The organism is Variovorax sp. J31P179, from assembly GCF_030316985.1.
GTDB classification, from domain to species: Bacteria; Pseudomonadota; Gammaproteobacteria; order Burkholderiales; family Burkholderiaceae_C; genus Variovorax; species Variovorax ginsengisoli_B.
This window is the reverse complement of the sequence record NZ_JASZYL010000006.1, coordinates 467,293-485,324: the sequence shown is the minus strand read 5'-3', so window position 1 is coordinate 485,324 and position 18,032 is coordinate 467,293. Positions and strand designations below refer to the sequence as shown.

The window sequence follows — 18,032 nt, the reverse complement described above, 5'->3', positions numbered from 1 at the left end:
ACGCCTCAGCGCCGATGATAGTGCGGGTTCCCGTGTGAAAGTAGGTCATCGTCAGGCTCTTACAGCCCAAACCGCCCAGCCCCTCAAAAGGCTGGGCGTTTTGCTTTGGGGACGCCGCGCGGGCGCCAATCAGCAAGCGCGCGCTAAAGTCAGGATGTCAGCGTTTCGCGATCAGGCCGTAAGAGATTTGCTCATATAAACGGTGATGCCACCCATGAAGGGCTCCTCGCGATCGATAGCGAATCCGTATCGAAGATATAAATCGACGTTCGACTCAAACAACTTGTTCGTGAAGAGTCGGAGTCCTTTGAGTCGCAGGGCCAGTGCCGTTTCCTGTGCTCGCTTCAAGAGGATACGTGCACAACCGCGGCGCTGAAACGTTGGAGCGACCGCGAGGTTTTCAATTAGCAGCCATTCCGACTCGGGGATCATCTCAACCAGGGCCGCGAGCATGCCGTCGACCTCCAGCAGATCGATCAGATGTTCCCTAACAGCCGCTTCATAGTTGCCTTCATCGGGAGAGGCTCGCGTCCGATCACCGGGACCCACTTCGCATACGCAGCTCGGCTCAGCGAGCGCACGGCTGGTGCATCCTCCTCCCCCGCGCGTCTGAAATGAAAATGCATGATGCGGAAGTCTAGCGAAAGGATCGGGCGTCAAGGCTCAATTGGCTGGGTGCCAATCGCCAATCAACGATTGAAAATGCGCGCGCCATCTGTGGCCGCCGCACCGACGGCCACGAGTTCGTCAAGAATTTCCCCGGCAAGGTCGTCTAATGGCGAGGTGTGGAAGAAGCGCGCCCGCACCGTCTCGACATACGGGGTCGCGGCCAGCCAGGCGGCCCATTCTTCGCGCGAGATGCTCTGCCATTCGAGCAGCTTGAACTTCAGCAGCACCTTGAGCGCGTGGCGCGCATGCTTGACCGGCTGCCGCTGGAAGCCCTCGAGCCGGCTGCGAGCCTTCCGCAAGGCCGCGGGCGCATCGTGGAGGACGCGCCCGTGACCGGGAACCACGTGCGACGGTGCGAGCGACTCGATCAGGTCCAGCGTGGCCCCGACCTCGTCGAAGGAGGGTTCGCCGAACAACTCCGGAAAAACCACGCCGAAGCCGTTCTCCCAGAGCGCATCGGCCGAGATCAGGGTCCTCGAGACGGGCTCGAACAAGATGACGGAATGCGGATCGTGTCCCTTGGCGGCATGGACCTGCCACGGGAGGTCGGCCAGCACGATCTCGCTGCCCGGGGCGAGCAGCCCATCGAAGCGGAAGCGGTCGCAGCGTTGGCCGGTGGCCTTGAAACTCAAGGCCTCTTCGTCCCAGGCCTCCACGGCAGCAGCTTCGCCGGGCGGGATCAACGTTCGCACCCCGGGATATCGCGACTGCAGCGCGGCGTTGCCGCCGCAGTGGTCGCTGTGCAGATGGGTGTTGAGCAGCAGGTCCAGCGGCCGCGGCCCCAGCGCGGCGTCGATCAGCGCAACGGTCTGCATCGCATGCGTCGCGTAGCCTGTGTCGACCACGGCCGTCTGCGCACGGCCGGTGAACAGCAGAGTGTTGGCCGACAGCCAGCCGCGCTCGAAGACCTGAAGTCCCGCGGGCAGGCTCTCCGTCGCCGATGTCAACCTGTCGCGCCCACGCGCAGTTCGCGGCGCAGGATCTTGCCCACGTTGGTCTTCGGCAGCGCGTCGCGGAACTCGATCTGCTTCGGTCGCTTGTAGCCCGTGAGCTGGTCATGGCAATAGCGCATGACCGCTTCCTCGGTCAGCGCCGGATCCTTGCGGACCACGAAGACCTTGATCGCCTCGCCCTGCTTCTCGTCGGGCACGCCGATGGCGGCGCACTCGACCACCCCGGGGCACAGCGAGATCACGTTCTCGAGCTCGTTCGGGAAGACGTTGAAACCGCTGACGATGATCATGTCCTTCTTGCGGTCGACGATCCGGCTGTAGCCGTCTTCCTGCATGACCGCGATGTCGCCGGTGCGCATGAAGCCGTCGGCCGTGAAGGCGGCCGCGGTCTCGGCCGGCTGGTTGTAGTAGCCGACCATCACGTTCGGCCCCTTGATGCAGAGCTCGCCATGCTCGCCCGCCGGCAGCGAGCGGCCCTGGTCGTCCTTGATGGCGATCTCGATGCCCGGCAGCGGCAGGCCGATGTTGCCGCTGTAGTGGGTGTTGGTGACCGGGTTGTTGGTGCCGATCGCGCAGGTCTCGCTCATGCCCCAGCCTTCGATCATCGGGCAGCCTGTGACCTCGAACCATTTGCGCGCGGTGCCCTCGGAGGCCGCCATGCCGCCGGCCTGCGAGACGAACAGCTGCGAGAAGTCGACGTTCTTGAACTCCGGATGGACCAGCAGGGCATTGAAGAGCGTGTTCACTGCGGGAAGCATGTGGAACGGCCGCTTCTTGAGGACGGCGATGAACTTGCCGATGTCGCGCGGGTTGGGCACCAGCGTCAGGTGCGAACCTTGCCGGATCGCGAGCAGGAGCAGCGTCAGGGCGAAGATGTGATAGAGCGGCAGGGCAGCGATGCTGTTGACCTTGGACAGGTCGCCCGCCCGTCCCAGCGCAGGCGTGAACCAGGCCTCGGCCTGCAGGGTGGCGGCGACGATGTTGCGATGGGTCAGCACCGCGCCCTTCGACAGTCCGGTGGTGCCGCCGGTGTACTGCAGGAACGCGATCGAATCGAGGGTGCTCGGATCGGCCGCCAGCGTGCGGCCGCGACCGGCTGCGATCGCGTCCTTGAAAGGCGTGACGGTGCGTCCGTTGGACAGCGCGATCTTGTAGGGCGGCACCATCTTCGCGAGATGGCGCACGGCGAAGGTGATCCAGGCGCCGTACATGCCGCCGAGCAGGTCGCCCATCGAGGTCACGGCCACGTGCTTGATCGCCGTCTGCTCGATCACCTGCTCGAGCGTGGTGGCGAAGTTCTCGAGGATGACGATCGCGGTGGCGCCCGAATCCCTGAGCTGGTGTTCGAGTTCGCGCGCCGTGTAGAGCGGATTGACGTTGACGCAGGTGTAGCCCGCCCGCAGCACGCCGCAGACCGTGACCGCGAACTGGGGCACGTTGGGGAGCATCACCGCCACGCGGGCGCCGGGCTCGAGGCCGAGCGACTGCAGCCATGCGCCCAGGGCCTTCGACAGCACGTCGACCTCGCCATAGGTCATCCACTGCTCCATGCAGACCGAGAACGGGCGCTCGGCGTAGCGCTTGAACGACTCGTCGAACAACTGCCCCAGCGAGCCGTACTGCTCGGGATGGACTTCATGCGGCACGCCGGCGGGATAACTCTGAAGCACTGATGTCTGCATTCGATCTCCTTTGGCGCGGATTGTCGGAGCCACCCGCCACCCGACGCCAGCGGGCTTGTCCTAGGGACGCGGGTCGCGCGTGCGATAGTTGGCGGATGGTTGCTCGTGCTCAGCGGTGGTTGGTGTTGGCCTGGCTGGTCGCCGCGGTGGCATGGACCGCCGCCTGGTGGAGCCGTTCGCCGGCGATGGCGATCGCCGGGCTGCTGGTCCTGAGCGGCTCGCACGCGGTCTTCCTCGCGTTCGAATTCGTGCTGGCCTGGCGCGTCGATGACAGCGACCCGCTGCCGCGTGCCAGCGCCTGGGAGTTCTTCAAGGCCTGGCTGGCCGAGAGCATCGCGGCACCGCGCGTCTTCGCCTGGTACCAGCCCTTTCGGTGGCGCGCCATTCCGGACCACCTGCCGCAGGCAGGGCGGCGGGGCGTCGTGCTGGTGCATGGCTTCGTCGGCAATCGCGCGTTCTGGACGCCCTGGCTGCGCGAACTGCGCGCCGCCGACCGGGCCTTCGTCGCGGTCGACCTCGAGCCGGTCTTCGGCTCGATCGACCGCTACGTGCAGACCATCGATGCCGCCATCGTGCGCGTGACCGCCGCGACCGGCCAGCCGCCGCTGCTGATCTGCCACAGCATGGGCGGGCTCGCGGCCCGGGCCTGGCTGCGCGATGCCGACGGCGCGCGGGTGCATCGCATCGCGACCCTCGGCACGCCGCATCGCGGCACCTGGCTGGCGCGCTTCGGACGCACGGCCAACGGCCGCCAGATGCGGATGGGTGGCGAGTGGCTGCAACGCATCGACGGCGAGCGCACGAGCGTGCAGCAGGTGCCCTTCAGCTGCTGGTATTCGAACAGCGACAACATCGTGTTCCCGACCTCGGTGGCCACCTTGCCGGGCGCCGACAACCGGCTCGCCGCCGGCCGCGGCCATGTGGAACTGGCCTTCGACGCCCCCGTCCGGCGCGAGGTCCTGGCGCTGCTCGACGCTACTTGAGCCAGCGGTCCATCACGCGCTGGAACTCGCCGCCGGCCTGCGACAGGTGCAGCCACTGGTCGACATAGGACTTGAAGGCGACGTCGTCGCGCGGCAGCAGCCAGGCCATCTCGCCGTACTGCAGCGGCTTGTCGGGATTGATCGCGCAGAGGCCGGGCTTGAGTTTCTGCTGCGTGATGGCCTCGGCCGACTCGGTGACGAAGACGTCGGCGCGGTTGGCCAGGATCTCGTCGAAGATCGTGACGTTCTCGCCGTGCAGGGTCAGCTTGGCCTGCTTGAAGTTGGCGCGCGCGAAGCGCTCGTTGCTGCCGCCCGGGTTGAAGATCACTCGCACCGAGGGCTTGTCGATCTGGGCCACCGTCTGGTACTTGGCGACATCGGCGCAGCGCGCGATCGGCGTCTTGCCGTTGACCATGTAGGCGCTGCTGAAGAAGGCCAGCTTCTGCCGGTCGGTGGTCACCGAGATGCCGCCGACCGCCATGTCGCATTTGCCGGCCGTGAGGTCGGGCATCAGGTTGGCCCAACTGGTCTTGACCCACTCCGGCCGGGCGTTGAGGCTGGCGGCGAAGCCCGTCATGAGGTCGACGTCGATGCCCTCGTAGCCCGCGTCCGGCTTCTGGAAGCTGAAGGGCTTGTAGTCGCCCGGCGTGCAGATGCGCAGCACGCCGGCCTTCTGCACGGCGTCCAGGCGGGACACGGGCGTCGCCTGGGGTGGCGCCGTGGCGCAGCCTCCGAGCACCAGCGCCGCGGCGGCGATCCAGGGTAGGGAACGAAGCGGGGACGACGTCGGCAGGCGCATGGAGGCTCCAGGTGGGATGGGGGCGCCTATTGTGCGGCGGCCAGCACCCCGCGGCGAATCTGGTCGAGCTCGATGCTTTCGAACAGCGCCTTGAAGTTTCCTTCGCCGAAGCCGTCGTCGCCCTTGCGCTGGATGAACTCGAAGAAGATCGGCCCGAGCTGGTTCTCGCTGAAGATCTGCAGCAGCAGCGCGCCTTTCTTGCCGTCGACCAGGATCTTGCGCTGCTTGAGCGCCGCCACGTCTTCGCCATGGCCCGGGATGCGCTTGTCGACCAGCTCGTAGTAGGTGTCGATGGTGTCGAGCAGCTTCACGCCCGCGGCCCGCAGCGCGTCCACCGTATGGAAGAGGTCGCGCGAGCCCATCGCGATGTGCTGGATGCCCTCGCCGCGGTAGCTGTCGAGGTACTCCTGGATCTGGCCGGCCTTCTCGTTGCCTTCCTCGTTGATCGGGATGCGGATCTTGCCGCAGGGGCTGGTCATGGCCTTGCTCTTGACGCCCGTGACCTGGCCCTCGATGTCGAAGTAGCGGATCTCGCGGAAGTTGAACAAGCGCTCGTAGAAATCGGCCCACTCCTTGAGCCGCCCGCGGTGCACGTTGTGGGTCAGGTGGTCGATGTAGGTCAGGCCATGGCCCTCGGGCGCCAGCGCCTCGACCGCCGAGAGGCCCGGCAGCGCCTCGAAGTCGACGTCGTAGAAGCCGATGTTGCCGATGTCGCCGGGTGCCGCGCCGTTCTTGCCGCGCCAGCGGTCGACGAAATAGATCAGGCTGTCGCCGATGCCCTTGATCGCCGGGATGTTGAGCTCGCCCGGGCCGGCGCCGGGCGCGAAGCCCCAGGCCCCGAGGCCGATCGCGCGCTCGTAGGCCGCCTTGGCATCCTGCACGCGGAAGGCGATGGCGCAGATGCTGGGGCCGTGCTGGCGCGCGAAGCGCTGGGCGAACGAGTCGGGCTCGGAGTTGATGATGAAGTTGATCGTGCCCTGGCGGTACAGCAGCACGTTCTTGTGGCGGTGCCTGGCGATCGGCCGGAAGCCCATCTGCTCGAAGACGCGGCCCATGGCGGCCGGGTCCGGTGCCGCGTACTCGATGAATTCGAAGCCGTCGGTGCCCATCGGGTTCTCCCAGGGGGTGAAGGCGGCGGTGTCGGTGGTGCTCATGGTGTGATCTCCGTGGGAAGTCAGTGTGCGGCCGCGGCGGCGCGGTGTCGGTATGGAACTGTAAAAGCGCGGGCCTTCATGATTTCGGCGTTATTGGGCATTGAATCGACATCTGACGCAGGAAAAGTGCAAAAATCCAGCAATGGATGCACTTGACAAGATCGATCGCCAGATCCTGCGCACGCTTCAGGCCGACGGGCGCGCCACCTACGACCAACTGGCCGAGCAGGTCAGCCTGTCGCCCAGCGCCGTGCTGCGGCGGGTCAAGCGGCTGGAGGAAAGCCGCGTGATCGACCGCTACGTCGCCCTGGTCAAGCCCGAGGCGGTCGGCCTTGGGCTCACCGCCTACCTCAACGTGCGCCTCGAGAAGCTCACTGAAAGCCACAAGCGCAACCCGATGGACTTGTTCCGGGCGAGCGTGCAAACTTGGCCCGAGGTCGTCGAATGCGCGGCGCTGACGGGCGAGATGGACTACCTGCTGCGCGTGGTCGTGGCCGACATGGCGCACTACAGCCGTTTCATCATGAACACCCTGCTGAAGCACCCGAGCGTCCAGGATTGCAAGACCAGCTTCGTGCTCGACCGGGTCAAGGCGACGACGGCCGTGCCCCTGTAACAACGTGCATCGGCTGCCGATAAGGCAGGAGCGGAATTTGTTCACCGAATCGTCCGGGAGCAGACCCCGTGCCCTTGAAGGTCTAGGGAAAACCCTTATATTCCATGCATGCTTACCGCCAAGGCCCTCTTTCTAGCCTCACTCGGCGTCGGCTCGTTCCTGAAGGCGCCGATGGTTGAGGCGCAACCGCGCGCCGCCGCGCCGCACCCCGTCATGGTGCCGATCCGTTCGATCGGCCCGCGCGAGCGCGACCGCATCGCGCAGCACCTGCTGGCCCTGCCGCAGCACGACCGCTACCTGCGGTTCGGCTATGCGGCGTCCGATGAACAAGTCCAACGCTATGTCGACGGGCTCGATTTCGAGCGCGACGAACTGTTCGGCATCTACAACCGCCGGCTCGAATTGATCGCGATGGCCCACCTGGCCTTCGCTCCTGCCGACCAGCAGCAGGATTGCGCCGAGTTCGGCGTTTCCGTGGCCGTCCACGCCCGCGGACGCGGCTACGGCGCCCGCCTGTTCGAGCGCGCCGTGGTGGTGGCGCGCAACGAAGGCGTCGGCATGCTGTTCATCCACGCCCTGAGCGAGAACGCCGCGATGCTGAAGATCGCGCGCAATGCCGGCGCGACCGTGGTGCGCAGCGGCTCCGAGTCCGAGGCCCACCTCGAACTGCCGGCCGCCACCTTCGACAGCCGCATGAGCGAAATCGCGCTGCAGCACTTTGCGCAGGTCGACTACCAGCTCAAGACCCGGGCCAAGCAGTTCTGGTCGTTCCTGGCAGAGCTGCAGGAAATCCGCAGCGGCGTGCGCGCCGCGCGAGACAAATCAGCTGCTTGACGCTCACCCAGAGGTTTCCAGCCGCATAGCGTGGGTGGGTTATCCTTGCGTTTCCCCAACTCCGCCCTGCTGCAGTGGCCGACCCTCACCCTGATCGCGCGCCCGTCGAACGCGAAGACAAGCGCAGCTTTCTTCAGAAGCTCGCCGAATTCATCCATCCCGGGCCCGATTCCCGCGACGAACTGATCGAAACGCTCGCCGACGCCGAGGACAACGACGTGATCGGCGCCGAATCGCGCGTGATGCTCGAAGGCGTGCTGCGCATGGCCGACATGACCGCCGGCGAGGTGATGGTCGCTGCGCCGCGGATGGACCTGGTCAACATCGACGCGCCCTACGACGCGCTGCTTCACCTGGTGATCGACACCGCCCACTCGCGCTTTCCGGTCTACGAGGGCGAGAAGGAAAACATCATCGGCATCCTGCTCGCGAAGGACCTGCTCAAGCTGCAGCGCGCGCCGGGGCTGAACATCCGCGCGCTGCTGAGGCCGCCGACCTTCGTGCCCGAGAGCAAGGGCCTGAACGACCTGCTGCGCGAGTTCCGGGGCAACCGCAACCACCTGGCGGTGGTGATCGACGAGTTCGGCCGCGTCGCCGGCCTGATCACCATCGAGGATGTGCTCGAGCAGATCGTCGGCGAGATCGAGGACGAGTTCGACATCCCCGAGGACGAGGGCGACATCTTCGGCCTGGCCGACCACACCTACCGGGTGGCGGGCGACACGCCGATCGAGCGGGTGGCCGAGGCCTTCGGCATCACCTTCGACGACGAGGCGCTGAGCCAGGAGTTCGACACCATCGGCGGCCTGATCGCGCACGAGATGGGCCACGTGCCCAAGCGCGGCGAGCACTACGCGCTCGGCGCCTTCGACTTCGTCGTGCTGCACACCAAGGGCGGCGCGGTGCGCTGGTTCAAGGTCTCGCCGGCGCGCGGCGACGACTCGGCCGATTGAAAACCCCGTTGCGCGCGCTGGGCTTCGGGCTCGCGGGGCTGGCCCAGGCGGCGTCGATGGCCGCGCCCTGGAACGGCCAGCCGCTGTGGTGGCTGCAGCTGCTGTCGCTGGCGGCGCTGGTCTGGCAGCTGGACGCGCTGCGTCCCGCCGCCGGCGCTGCGCCGACCGCCGGACCCCGGCCCTGGCGCGCTGCGGGGCTGCTCGGCTGGGTGTTCGCGACCGCCTGGCTCTGCGGCACCTTCTGGTGGCTGTTCATCTCGATGCACACCTATGGCGGCTTGCCGGCGCCGCTGGCCGCCGTGGCGGTGTTCGCGCTGGCGGCGGCGCTGTCGCTCTACTACGCGCTCGGCTGCGCCCTGTACGTGGCTTTCGCCCCGGCGAGCCCGCTGCGCGCGGCGGCCTTCTTCGCCGCGCTGTGGACCCTGGCCGAACTGCTGCGCGGCAGCTGGTTCACGGGCTTTCCATGGGGCGCGGGCGGCTATGCCCACGTCGAAGGGCCGCTGGCGGTCTATGCGCCCTGGGTCGGCGTCTACGGGATCGGTGCGATCGCGGCCGGCATCGCGACGCTGGTGCCGCTGGCCATGCGCCATGCGCGCGGGCGCGCCTTTGCGCTGCCCGTCGGGCTGGCGCTGGTGCTGTTCGGCGTTCCGGCCCTGATTGCGCTGGCGCGCGGCGTGCCGGCCGACGATGCGGCCCGTTCGCGCGGCCGCATCACCGTCGCACTGCTGCAGGGCAACATTCCGCAGGACGAGAAGTTCATTCCGGGCGGCGGCATCGCGACCGCGCTGCAGTGGTACGGCGAGCAGCTGCGGGATGCCGACGCGCCGCTGGTGATCACGCCGGAGACGGCCCTGCCCCTGCTGCCCTCGCAATTGCCGCCGGGCTACCTGGAGGCGATCGCGGCCCGCTATGCGAGCGGCACCCAGGCCGCCATCGTCGGCCTGCCGATGGGCGATGGCCGCTCCTACAGCAATGCGGTGCTGGGTTTCCGTCCGGGCGAGGCGGCGCCCTATCGCTACGAGAAGCACCACCTGGTGCCTTTCGGCGAATTCATCCCGGGCCTGTTCCGCTGGTTCACCGACATGATGAACATCCCGCTCGGCGACTTCCGCAGCGGCGGACTGGCGCAGCCGCCCTTCGTCTGGCTGGGCCAGCGCATCGCGCCGAACATCTGCTACGAGGATCTGTTCGGCGACGAGATCGGTGCCAACTTCCGCAGCGCCGAGGAGGCGCCGACGGTGCTGCTGAACGTCAGCAACATCGCCTGGTTCGGCGACTCGATCGCGATCGACCAGCACCTGGCGATCTCGCGCATGCGGGCGCTGGAGTTCCAGCGGCCGATGGTGCGTGCCACCAACACCGGCGCCACGGTGGTCATCGACCATCGCGGGCGGGTGACGCATGAGCTGCCGCGGCTCACGCGCGGCGTGCTGAAGGCCGAGGTCGAAGGGCGGGGCGGGCGCACGCCGTTTGCGGTGTGGGTGTCGCGCCTCGGGCTCTGGCCGTTGTGGGGATTGGCGCTGGCCGTGGTCGCCGCGACGATCGTCCGCCGCCGCCGCTCGGCCTAGGCTTTCACCGGCCAGTCGCGCAGCTTGCCCGGGTTCAGCAGCCCGCGCGGATCGAAGCGCTTCTTCATCTCGACGATCTCGGGCGGCAAGGCGCCGCCGGCCTTGCCGTCCTCGACCACGAAGACGTGCGGATTGTTGATGCGCACGCCGTGCTCGCGATGCAGGCGAATGATCTGGTCCAGCCGTTCCTCGGTCGTGAAGCGCACCAGCTGCAGGGCGCTGCAGGTGAGGAGGCCGTCGAGGCCGCGCAGGAACTCGACGTGCATCAGGACCTCGCCGGCGAAGCGCTGCTCCATCTCGGTGATCTGCGCCACGTGCCGGCCCGGCACGAAGCTGCTCTGCAGGTAGGTCAGCGACTTGTCGACCTTGAGCGCGTGCAGCGTCGTGTGGTTCCAGGTGAACTCCATCAGCGTGCGGTTGCTCTTCTTCACCTCCTCGGCGGTCTTGCGGTAGGTCATGCGGCCGCCGTGCGCATCGGCCAGCGCGCGCATCGGGTCTTCGGAGGACTCCGCCACCAGCGACAGCACCGCGTGGCAGCCCTTGGGCAGATGCTCGGCAAGCTGCGCCAGGTGGTCGGGCACCGGGCTGGCGAAGAAGGCCACCTCGCGCTTGACGATGCCGGGGGCGTTCGCCAGCGCATCGGCGAAGGCCAGCGCCGGGGCGAAGGCGTCGAACACCACCAGGCTTTCGAGCCAGGGATGGGCCGGCGCCAGCGCCACTTCGAGCTCGAGCACCAGTCCGTTGGTGCCCCACAGGTGGTGCATGCGCAGCGCCTCGGCGCCGCGCAGCTCGACGATCTGCGGCTCGGGCTCGATGGTCATCGCGCGCAGGCCGAGCACGTTGCCGGGGGCGCCGAGCGGGCCGTAGTTGATCGATCCGACACCGCCGAAGCCGCCGCCAAACAGGCCGCCGAGCGTCGCGCTGCGGTAGGTCGACGGAATGCAGCGCAGCTCCTGGCCGGAGGGTCGCGTGTGCCTCTCGAGTTCGCCGAGCCGGATGCCGGCTTGCGCCCGGGCGACGCCGGTGCGCACCCACAGCAGCGCGTTGTAGCCGGTCATGTCGAGCACCACGCCGCCGGCCAGCGGCGTGGTCTGGCCGTAGTTGCCGGTGCCGCTGCCGCGGATCGTGATCGGCACGCCCAGGCGGGCGCAGGCGCCGACCAGCGCGCGGATCTCGTCCTCGGTGCGCGGGCGCACGACGGCGTCGGCGCGCTTGTCCTTCAGCTGCCGGTCGAGCACCGGGCTGAACCAGGCGAAGTCCTGCGACAGCCGTGCGATGCGGCTCGGGTCGGTGATCCAGTCGAGTTCGGGCAGTTCGAGGTGCAGGCGCTCGATGGAGGTCATGGGTGCGTTCATCGGAATCAGTCTTGGGAGAGTTCGCTCGCGTGCCAGGAGCCGAGCGCGAGCTTGGTGAGCCAGGCCATCAGCACGAACAGCGCGACGCCGGTCAGCGAGATCAGCAGCAGGGCCGCGAACATGCGCGGGATGTTGAGCTGGAAGCCGGCCTGCAGGATCTGGTAGGCCAGGCCGGCACCCGAGCCGCCGGTGCCGGCGACGAACTCGGCCACCACGGCGCCGATCAGCGCCAGCCCGCTCGAGATGCGCAGGCCGCCGAAGAAGTAAGGCAGCGCGCTCGGGATGCGCAGGCGCACCAGCTGCTGCCAGCGGGTGGCGCGGTTGAGCTTGAAGTAACTCTGCAGGTCGGGATCGATGCTGCGCAGGCCGAGCGTGGTGTTGCTGATGATCGGGAACAGCGCGACCAGCGCGGCGCAGACCACCATCGCGGCGGTCGGGTTCTTGACCCAGATGATGATCAGCGGCGCCACCGCGACGATCGGCGTCACCTGCAGCAGCACAGCGTAGGGGAACAGCGCGGTCTCGATCAGCTTGCTCTGCACGAACAGGAAGGAGATCAGCACGCCGGCGATGGTCGCGACCACGAAGGACAGCACGGTGATCTTGAGCGTCACCATCAAGGCCATGCCGAGCGGCACCCAGTCGGTGACCAGCGTCTGCATCATCAGGTGGGGCGAGGGCACCAGGTAGGGCGGCAGCTCCATCGCCGTCACCAGGCCCTGCCAGAGCCCGATCAGCACCACGCCGACCAGCAGCGGATACATGACGCGCTGGACGTGCGGCTGCTGGAGCAGCGGAATGCGGGCCGGTTGCTTCTTCAGCGTGGGCGTCGGCACCGGGCGCGCCCTGGCTGGCGTTGCGGAGGAGGTCATCGTCGTCGTTCCCGCGGCGGTTGTCGGTGCCAATGCGCTCATGCCTGCACCTCGTCGTGCGCGCTGCTGGCGCGCAGCAGGCTGTCCTGCAGCGTCTTCGCATAGCGGCTGAACTGCGGCGACACCATGAAGTCGGCGCTGCGCGGATAGGGCTCGTCGATTCGGAACTGCTCGACCACGCGGCCCGGCCGCGCGGCCATCATCACGACCCGGCTCGACAGGAACACCGCCTCGTGGATCGAATGGGTCACGAAGATCACCGTGAGCTTCTTCTTCTGCCACAGCTCCAGCAGTTCGGCGTCGAGCTTGTGGCGCGTGATCTCGTCGAGCGCGCCGAAGGGCTCGTCCATCAGCAGCAGGTCGGGCTGCGTCACCAGGCCGCGCGCGATCGACACCCGCATCTGCATGCCGCCCGAGAGGGCGCGCGGCAGGGCGCCGGCGAACTTGTCCAGCCCGACCAGTTCGAGCGCCTCGGCGACGCGGTCTTCCGCCTCCTTGCGCGGCACGCCGGCGAGGTCGAGCGGCAGCCGCACGTTGGTGCGCACGCTGGCCCAGGGCATCAGCGTCGGTGACTGGAACACGAAGGCCATGCGGCGGCCGCTCTCGTCGATCTGCGCCACCGGCTTGCGCCAGACCAGCAGGCGGCCGTCGGTCGGCTCGAGCATGCCGGCCACCATCTTGAGCAAGGTGCTCTTGCCGCAGCCCGAGGGGCCGAGCAGGGTAACGAATTCGCCTTCGGCGATCCGGAGGTCCACCGGCAGCAGCGCCTGGGTGCCGTTCGGATAGGTCTTCTCGGCGGACAGGACCTCGACCGCGGGGACAGTGAGGCGGGGCTGCGCCGGCAGCGCGTAGGCGGCGGATTCGGTGTCGTTCATGCAAAGCCTTTCGAGAGGGCGCGCCGGGGCGCCCGGTGTGTCAGGGCAGGACCTTCGCGTCCTTCACGAATTCGGTCGTGTAGGTCTTGGCGATCTCGACCTTGGCCGGGTCGAGCAGCTTGGCCGAGACCAGGAAGTCGTAGCTGGCCTTGGTGCGCGCATCGGTGATCACGCCGATGCCCTGCGTGGCCGCGTCGCCGCCGGTGACCATGCCCATCTCCTTGAGCTTGGCGACGCTGTAGGCGAGCTGGTCGTCGGTCATGTTGGGGTTGTCCTTCTTGATCAGCGCATTGGCGGGCGCCGGATCATTGAGGTAGCTCTTCCAGCCCTCGGCCGAGGCCTTGACGAAGGCCGCCACCTGCTTGTTGCGCTCCTTCACGGTCTTGTCCATGCACGAGACCGTGGTCGCATAGGCCGGGAAGCCGTGGTCGCTGAACATCAGCACGGTGCTCTTCACGCCGGCCTTCTGGATCGCATAGGGCTCGGAGGTCAGGTAGCCCTGCTGCGCCGTGTTCTTGTCGGCGACGAAGGGCTGGATGTTGAAGGTGTAGGGGCGCGTCTGTTCGTCGGTGAGGCCGAACTTGGCCTTCAGCCAGGGCCAGTAGCCGCGGTTGGCCTGGGCGCCGATCAGGATCGTCTTGCCCTTGAGGTCCTCGAACTTCTTGACGTCGTCGTGCGCGATCAGCACCTGCGGGTCCTTCTGGAAGAAGGCCGCCACGTTGACCACCGGCACGCCGCCTTCGCGCACCTGCATCATCTGGATGTCGCTCGAGCCCATGATGCAGTCGGCCTGTCCGGCAGCCATCATCTGCGTGATGTTGACCTGCGGGCCGCCCATCTTGATCGTGACGTCGAGGCCGTACTTCTTGTAGATGCCCTGGGCGACCGCCTGGTAGAAGCCGCCGTGCTCGGCCTGCGCGTACCAGTTGGTCATGTAGGTGAACTTGTCCTGGGCCTGGGCCGGCGCGGCGGCGGCCAGCGCGAGGGCCGCGGCCAGGGGGGCGAGACGGAGGGCGAGGGGAAGGCGCATGGTGGGGACCTCTCTGTGGGGTTGGGATCGAAGCGGAATCGGATGCAAGGAGCGGGCCTCAGGCGGGGAGGCCGGCGGCGGTCTGGATGAAGCCCTGTTCGTGGCCGCGGCCCCAGGTGGCTTCGTCGCGCACCACCCAGCGCAGGGCGTGCAGCTCGGTCAACGCCTGCACCCAGCTTGCGGCCAGGCTGTCGAGGATCTCCTCGCCCTGCTCGCGGGTGGCGCTGGTCGGATCGCCGATGACGCCGCTGGGGCCGAAATCGCGCGCGGTCCAGGCACAGGCCGGGCGGCCGTCGGGCGACAGCAGCTTGATCGGAAACGGCGGCGGGAAATTGGCGGCGGCACGCTCCATGTGCACCGTGTCGGGCGCCAGCGCGAGCATCAGCGCCGTCTCCGAATGGCCGGCGTGCATCGCGAGGCGCTTTTCCTGGTCGCTCACCTGCTTGCTGGCCGCGCTCGGCAGCCGCGACACGCCATGCGGCACGACCACGTAGTCGCCATGGCGCAGCCGCAGCTCGCGGGCCGCCATCTCCAGCACCTGCGGCTGGCCGCCATGGCCGTTGGCGAACAGCAGCTTGCGAAAGCCCGAGCGGTAGACCGACTCGCCGATCTCGATCACGGTCGAGAGCAGGGTGGTGCCGGTCAAGGTCATGGTGCCGGGAAAGTGCAGGTGCTCTTCCGACTTGCCGTAGGTGATGGTCGGCAGGGCAAAGGCCCGCACCTCGGGCGGCAGGCGTTCGAGGGCCTTGCCCATCACGCCCGAGGCGATGACGCTGTCGACCGAGCAGGGCAGGTGCGGGCCGTGCTGCTCGATGGCGCCGCAGGGCAGCACGATGACGGTGTTCTCGCGATCGGGCAGCGCGTCGATCTCGGTCCAGCTCAGGTAGGGCAGGAAGCGGTGGGGCGGGATATAGCCGTGGAGCATGGGAGTCCTGTGACGGGAAGGGATCAGGCGAAGCGCGCCATCGCGCTGCCGACGCGCTGCATGAAGCGCTTGAGCTGCGGCTCGGTCGCCACGTTCATGTGGTAGTGGGCGTGGTAGTCGACTCGCGCCTGCTTGCCGGTGAGGCGCAGCATGTAGCGCGTGACGATCTTGCGCGGCGGGTCGCCCATGTACCAGGCGACCCAGCGCGGGCGGCCGTAGGTCACGACGGCCGAGATGCGCTGGATGTTGGTGAGCATCGGCTTGACGTTCTTCGGGTCGCTGAGGTCGAAGGCGACGCCGGGCATGAAGAGGCGGTCGAAATAGCCCTTCAGCATCGCCGGCAGGCCGAAGCACCAGGTCGGGAAACAGAACACGATGCCCTCGGCCCACTGCAGCCGCTCGACATGGCGCTTCAGCGGCAGCTGGTTGCTCGGCACCTCGTGGTAGCCCAGGCGCTCCTCGCGCGACAGCACCGGGTCGAAGCCCTCGGCATAGAGGTCGCAGTCATCGACCTCATGGCCGGCGGCGCGCAGGTTGCGCAGCACCTCCTGGTGCAGCGCCGCATGGAAGCTGGTTTCGACCGGGTGGCAATAGACGACGAGCACTCGCATGGTGTGTTTGACCGCTTAATCAGAGCAAGTGGTCAGGTTATGCAAGCGACGTGCCAGGGCCTCCGCACCAAAAGCGGGAGGGGCGCTCTGTCATGCGCAACGCTGTCTCCGCCAGGGGGAGGTCAGGCCGGCGCCGGGCCGCCCCAAGGCGGCCTGCGGCCCCCTCGGGGGGCAGCGACCCACACGCAGTGGGGGGCGTGGGGGCCTATTTGATCCCGCAGCCGCCGAGGACGAAGGCGACCAACTCGCGCGCGATCGGCTCGCGGTCGATCGGCGCGTCGGGCGGCAGGCCGAGCATTACGCGCGTCTGCAGCGCGTAGTCGGCATAGCTCTGGGTCATGGCCCAGATGTGCATCAGCAGCAGCCGGGCGTCGAGCGGGCGCATCAGGCCGCGCGCGATCCAGCCGTTGATGATGTCGACCTTCTTTTGCGTCCAGAGCCGGGCGTTAGGCCAGTAGCGCTCGAGGTTGCGGCCGCCGTCGAGCACCTCGCGGGTGAAGATCCGCGAGATTTCGGGGTTGTCGAAGGCGTGGTCGAGCTTCTTGCGGATGTAGTCGCCCAGCACCGCGCCGGGCGCGCCGGCGTGATCCTCGAACGAGAACACCACCTTCCAGTCGTGCAGCACCTGCATCAGCAGCTCCTCGTAGAGCTCTTCCTTGCCGGGGATGTAGTAGTGCAGCTGGGGCTTGGTCAGGCCGGCGCGGGCGGCGATCGCCTGCGTCGAGGCGCCCTTGAGGCCGTGCAGGCTGAACTCGGCGATGGCCGCGCTGCGGATCGCGGCCAGGATGCGCTCGCGCCCGGGCCGCGCGCGCGACAGCGGGCCGCTGGGGGCCGGCATCTGCTGCGCGGCCGGGGACTCGGAAGAGTAGGTCTCGGAGGTCATCGTTTTCGGCGGGTGCCGCCGGGGATGGTAGCGCTTGCCCGGAACTTGCTGCGCCACGAGGTCGGGCTGGCCGGCATGACCGCATGCGTGCACGGCATCGACAGACTGCGCCGGAACGGCCGCGATCCGGTATCTTTTCGGCCCTCCGCACCACACCTCCCAAAGGAGTCTCCATGTACTTTGCTTCCCGCTTCCGCCGTCTGGCGGGCGCCGCCGCGCTGCTGGCCGCCGCCGCCGTCGCCCAGGCCCAGTCGCTGCCCAATGTCGTGATCCTGGCCACCGGCGGCACCATCGCCGGCGCCGGTGCCTCGGCGGTCAACAGCGCGACCTACTCGGCCGCCAAGGTGCCGGTCGACAAGCTGATCGCGGGCCTGCCCGAACTGTCCAAGGTGGCGAACGTGCGCGGCGAGCAGGTGTTCCAGGTCGCCTCCGAAAGCCTCACCAACGACAACCTCCTGACCCTGGCCAAGCGCGTTTCCGCCTTGTCGAAGCAGCCCGACGTCGACGGCATCGTGATCACCCACGGCACCGACACGCTGGAAGAAACCGCCTACTTCCTGACGCTGACGGTCCACACGGCCAAGCCGATCATCCTGGTCGGCTCGATGCGTCCGGGCACCGCGCTGTCGGCCGACGGCGCGCTGAACCTGTTCAACGCGGTCAACGTCGCGGCCAGCAAGGATGCCGGCGGCCGCGGCGTGCTGGTGACGATGAACGACGAGATCCAGAGCGGCCGCGACGTCAGCAAGACGGTCAACATCAAGACCGAGGCCTTCAAGAGCCAGTGGGGTCCGCTGGGCATGATCGTGGAGGGCCGCAACTACTGGTTCCGCGCGCCCGTGAAGCGCCACACGATGCAGTCGGAGTTCGATATCGACAGCATCGACGCGCTGCCTCCGGTGGAGATCGCCCTGGGCTACGAAGGCGTCGCCCCCACGGCCATCAACGCCCTGGCCGCCAGCGGTATCAAGGCGCTGGTGCATGCGGGCACCGGCAACGGCTCGGTGGCGGACCGGATCGTGCCGGTGCTGCAGAAGGTGCGCGCCGACGGCATCCTGGTGATCCGCAGCTCGCGGGTACCGGACGGCTTCGTGATCCGCAATGCCGAGCAGCCGGACGACAAGTACGACTGGGTGGTGGCGCACGACATGCGGCCGCAGAAGGCTCGGATCCTGACGATGGTGGCTTTGACCAAGACCAAGGACACCAAGGAACTGCAGCGCATTTTCTGGGAGTATTGACTCGCCCCCCAGGTTGCCCGGCACTTCGT

Annotated in this window: 18 protein-coding genes; 6 read left to right on the top strand and 12 right to left on the bottom strand. The window is 67.8% G+C overall.

Annotation, left to right across the window (positions count from 1 at the left end):
• Positions 1 to 171: 171 nt before the first annotated feature.
• From QTI17_RS18760 to QTI17_RS18750, 3 genes are read right to left on the bottom strand one after another with little or no spacing between them, the layout of a single operon-like run.
• Positions 172 to 660: a GNAT family N-acetyltransferase gene (locus QTI17_RS18760; protein WP_286534904.1), complete on the bottom strand. Its 489-nt coding sequence runs from the start codon at positions 658 to 660 to the stop codon at positions 172 to 174.
• 29 nt (positions 661 to 689) lie between these two features.
• On the bottom strand, positions 690 to 1,616 hold the full coding sequence (locus tag QTI17_RS18755) for an MBL fold metallo-hydrolase (RefSeq protein ID WP_286534903.1): 927 nt from the start codon (positions 1,614 to 1,616) through the stop codon (positions 690 to 692).
• Positions 1,613 to 3,304 carry an AMP-binding protein gene (locus tag QTI17_RS18750; RefSeq protein WP_286534902.1) on the bottom strand — a complete coding sequence of 564 codons (1,692 nt, stop codon included), beginning with the start codon at positions 3,302 to 3,304 and terminating at the stop codon, positions 1,613 to 1,615. The genes QTI17_RS18755 and QTI17_RS18750 overlap by 4 nt, the downstream gene beginning before the upstream one ends.
• Before the next feature lie 122 nt (positions 3,305 to 3,426).
• Here QTI17_RS18750 and QTI17_RS18745 point away from each other — a divergent pair, with 122 nt between their 5' ends.
• Positions 3,427 to 4,287: an esterase/lipase family protein gene (locus QTI17_RS18745; RefSeq protein ID WP_353506718.1), complete on the top strand. Its 861-nt coding sequence runs from the start codon at positions 3,427 to 3,429 to the stop codon at positions 4,285 to 4,287.
• Here QTI17_RS18745 and QTI17_RS18740 read toward each other — a convergent pair.
• A complete protein-coding gene (locus QTI17_RS18740; protein ID WP_286534900.1) occupies positions 4,280 to 5,086 on the bottom strand; it encodes a transporter substrate-binding domain-containing protein in 807 nt (268 codons plus the stop codon). The two genes, QTI17_RS18745 and QTI17_RS18740, sit on opposite strands and share 8 nt — an antisense overlap.
• A 26-nt stretch (positions 5,087 to 5,112) precedes the next feature.
• Complete coding sequence (hppD, locus tag QTI17_RS18735; protein ID WP_286534899.1) at positions 5,113 to 6,240, bottom strand: 4-hydroxyphenylpyruvate dioxygenase; 1,128 nt, start codon at positions 6,238 to 6,240, stop codon at positions 5,113 to 5,115.
• 142 nt (positions 6,241 to 6,382) lie between these two features.
• Between hppD and QTI17_RS18730 the strand changes: the two genes are divergently transcribed.
• The 4 genes from QTI17_RS18730 to lnt all read left to right on the top strand — a co-directional run bounded on the left by QTI17_RS18730 (position 6,383) and on the right by lnt (position 10,211).
• Positions 6,383 to 6,856 carry an Lrp/AsnC family transcriptional regulator gene (locus tag QTI17_RS18730; RefSeq protein WP_286505783.1) on the top strand — a complete coding sequence of 158 codons (474 nt, stop codon included), beginning with the start codon at positions 6,383 to 6,385 and terminating at the stop codon, positions 6,854 to 6,856.
• A gap of 108 nt (positions 6,857 to 6,964) precedes the next feature.
• A complete protein-coding gene (locus tag QTI17_RS18725; RefSeq protein WP_286534898.1) occupies positions 6,965 to 7,690 on the top strand; it encodes a GNAT family N-acetyltransferase in 726 nt (241 codons plus the stop codon).
• Between the two features lie 74 nt (positions 7,691 to 7,764).
• Positions 7,765 to 8,643: a CorC family transporter gene (locus QTI17_RS18720; RefSeq protein ID WP_286529482.1), complete on the top strand. Its 879-nt coding sequence runs from the start codon at positions 7,765 to 7,767 to the stop codon at positions 8,641 to 8,643.
• Between the two features lie 56 nt (positions 8,644 to 8,699).
• Positions 8,700 to 10,211, top strand: coding sequence for an apolipoprotein N-acyltransferase (lnt, locus tag QTI17_RS18715; RefSeq protein WP_286534925.1), 1,512 nt, complete (start codon positions 8,700 to 8,702; stop codon positions 10,209 to 10,211).
• On the opposite strand, the gene QTI17_RS18710 is transcribed toward lnt, so the two are convergent.
• The 7 genes from QTI17_RS18710 to QTI17_RS18680 form a co-directional block, all read right to left on the bottom strand.
• Complete coding sequence (locus QTI17_RS18710; protein WP_286534897.1) at positions 10,208 to 11,566, bottom strand: FAD-binding oxidoreductase; 1,359 nt, start codon at positions 11,564 to 11,566, stop codon at positions 10,208 to 10,210. The genes lnt and QTI17_RS18710 overlap by 4 nt on opposite strands.
• A 5-nt stretch (positions 11,567 to 11,571) precedes the next feature.
• On the bottom strand, positions 11,572 to 12,438 hold the full coding sequence (locus QTI17_RS18705; protein WP_503011074.1) for an ABC transporter permease: 867 nt from the start codon (positions 12,436 to 12,438) through the stop codon (positions 11,572 to 11,574).
• Between the two features lie 38 nt (positions 12,439 to 12,476).
• Positions 12,477 to 13,313 (bottom strand): ABC transporter ATP-binding protein, encoded by an 837-nt coding sequence (locus QTI17_RS18700; protein WP_286534896.1) that lies wholly within the window; start codon positions 13,311 to 13,313, stop codon positions 12,477 to 12,479.
• Positions 13,314 to 13,353: 40 nt separating this feature from the next.
• Complete coding sequence (locus tag QTI17_RS18695) at positions 13,354 to 14,343, bottom strand: ABC transporter substrate-binding protein (RefSeq protein WP_286529487.1); 990 nt, start codon at positions 14,341 to 14,343, stop codon at positions 13,354 to 13,356.
• 58 nt (positions 14,344 to 14,401) lie between these two features.
• Positions 14,402 to 15,268, bottom strand: coding sequence for a creatininase family protein (locus QTI17_RS18690; RefSeq protein ID WP_286534895.1), 867 nt, complete (start codon positions 15,266 to 15,268; stop codon positions 14,402 to 14,404).
• Between the two features lie 23 nt (positions 15,269 to 15,291).
• A complete protein-coding gene (locus QTI17_RS18685) occupies positions 15,292 to 15,879 on the bottom strand; it encodes an NAD(P)H-dependent oxidoreductase (RefSeq protein WP_286534894.1) in 588 nt (195 codons plus the stop codon).
• 205 nt (positions 15,880 to 16,084) lie between these two features.
• Positions 16,085 to 16,762: a TetR family transcriptional regulator C-terminal domain-containing protein gene (locus tag QTI17_RS18680; RefSeq protein WP_286534893.1), complete on the bottom strand. Its 678-nt coding sequence runs from the start codon at positions 16,760 to 16,762 to the stop codon at positions 16,085 to 16,087.
• Positions 16,763 to 16,935: 173 nt separating this feature from the next.
• Here QTI17_RS18680 and QTI17_RS18675 point away from each other — a divergent pair, with 173 nt between their 5' ends.
• Positions 16,936 to 18,003, top strand: a complete 1,068-nt coding sequence (locus tag QTI17_RS18675; RefSeq protein WP_286534892.1) for an asparaginase — start codon at positions 16,936 to 16,938, stop codon at positions 18,001 to 18,003.
• Positions 18,004 to 18,032: the final 29 nt, after the last annotated feature.

What these genes read in the sequence shown, in the direction of transcription:
- QTI17_RS18750 (WP_286534902.1), bottom strand. Translation starts at nt 3,304, where the DNA reads ATGCAGACATCAGTGCTTCAGAGTTATCCCGCCGGCGTGCCGCATGAA.
- QTI17_RS18740 (WP_286534900.1), bottom strand. Translation starts at nt 5,086, where the DNA reads ATGCGCCTGCCGACGTCGTCCCCGCTTCGTTCCCTACCCTGGATCGCC.
- hppD (WP_286534899.1), bottom strand. Translation starts at nt 6,240, where the DNA reads ATGAGCACCACCGACACCGCCGCCTTCACCCCCTGGGAGAACCCGATG.
- QTI17_RS18730 (WP_286505783.1), top strand. Translation starts at nt 6,383, where the DNA reads ATGGATGCACTTGACAAGATCGATCGCCAGATCCTGCGCACGCTTCAG.
- QTI17_RS18725 (WP_286534898.1), top strand. Translation starts at nt 6,965, where the DNA reads ATGCTTACCGCCAAGGCCCTCTTTCTAGCCTCACTCGGCGTCGGCTCG.
- lnt (WP_286534925.1), top strand. Translation starts at nt 8,700, where the DNA reads ATGGCCGCGCCCTGGAACGGCCAGCCGCTGTGGTGGCTGCAGCTGCTG.
- QTI17_RS18710 (WP_286534897.1), bottom strand. Translation starts at nt 11,566, where the DNA reads ATGAACGCACCCATGACCTCCATCGAGCGCCTGCACCTCGAACTGCCC.
- QTI17_RS18705 (WP_503011074.1), bottom strand. Translation starts at nt 12,438, where the DNA reads ATGACCTCCTCCGCAACGCCAGCCAGGGCGCGCCCGGTGCCGACGCCC.
- QTI17_RS18700 (WP_286534896.1), bottom strand. Translation starts at nt 13,313, where the DNA reads ATGAACGACACCGAATCCGCCGCCTACGCGCTGCCGGCGCAGCCCCGC.
- QTI17_RS18695 (WP_286529487.1), bottom strand. Translation starts at nt 14,343, where the DNA reads ATGCGCCTTCCCCTCGCCCTCCGTCTCGCCCCCCTGGCCGCGGCCCTC.
- QTI17_RS18690 (WP_286534895.1), bottom strand. Translation starts at nt 15,268, where the DNA reads ATGCTCCACGGCTATATCCCGCCCCACCGCTTCCTGCCCTACCTGAGC.
- QTI17_RS18685 (WP_286534894.1), bottom strand. Translation starts at nt 15,879, where the DNA reads ATGCGAGTGCTCGTCGTCTATTGCCACCCGGTCGAAACCAGCTTCCAT.
- QTI17_RS18680 (WP_286534893.1), bottom strand. Translation starts at nt 16,762, where the DNA reads ATGACCTCCGAGACCTACTCTTCCGAGTCCCCGGCCGCGCAGCAGATG.
- QTI17_RS18675 (WP_286534892.1), top strand. Translation starts at nt 16,936, where the DNA reads ATGTACTTTGCTTCCCGCTTCCGCCGTCTGGCGGGCGCCGCCGCGCTG.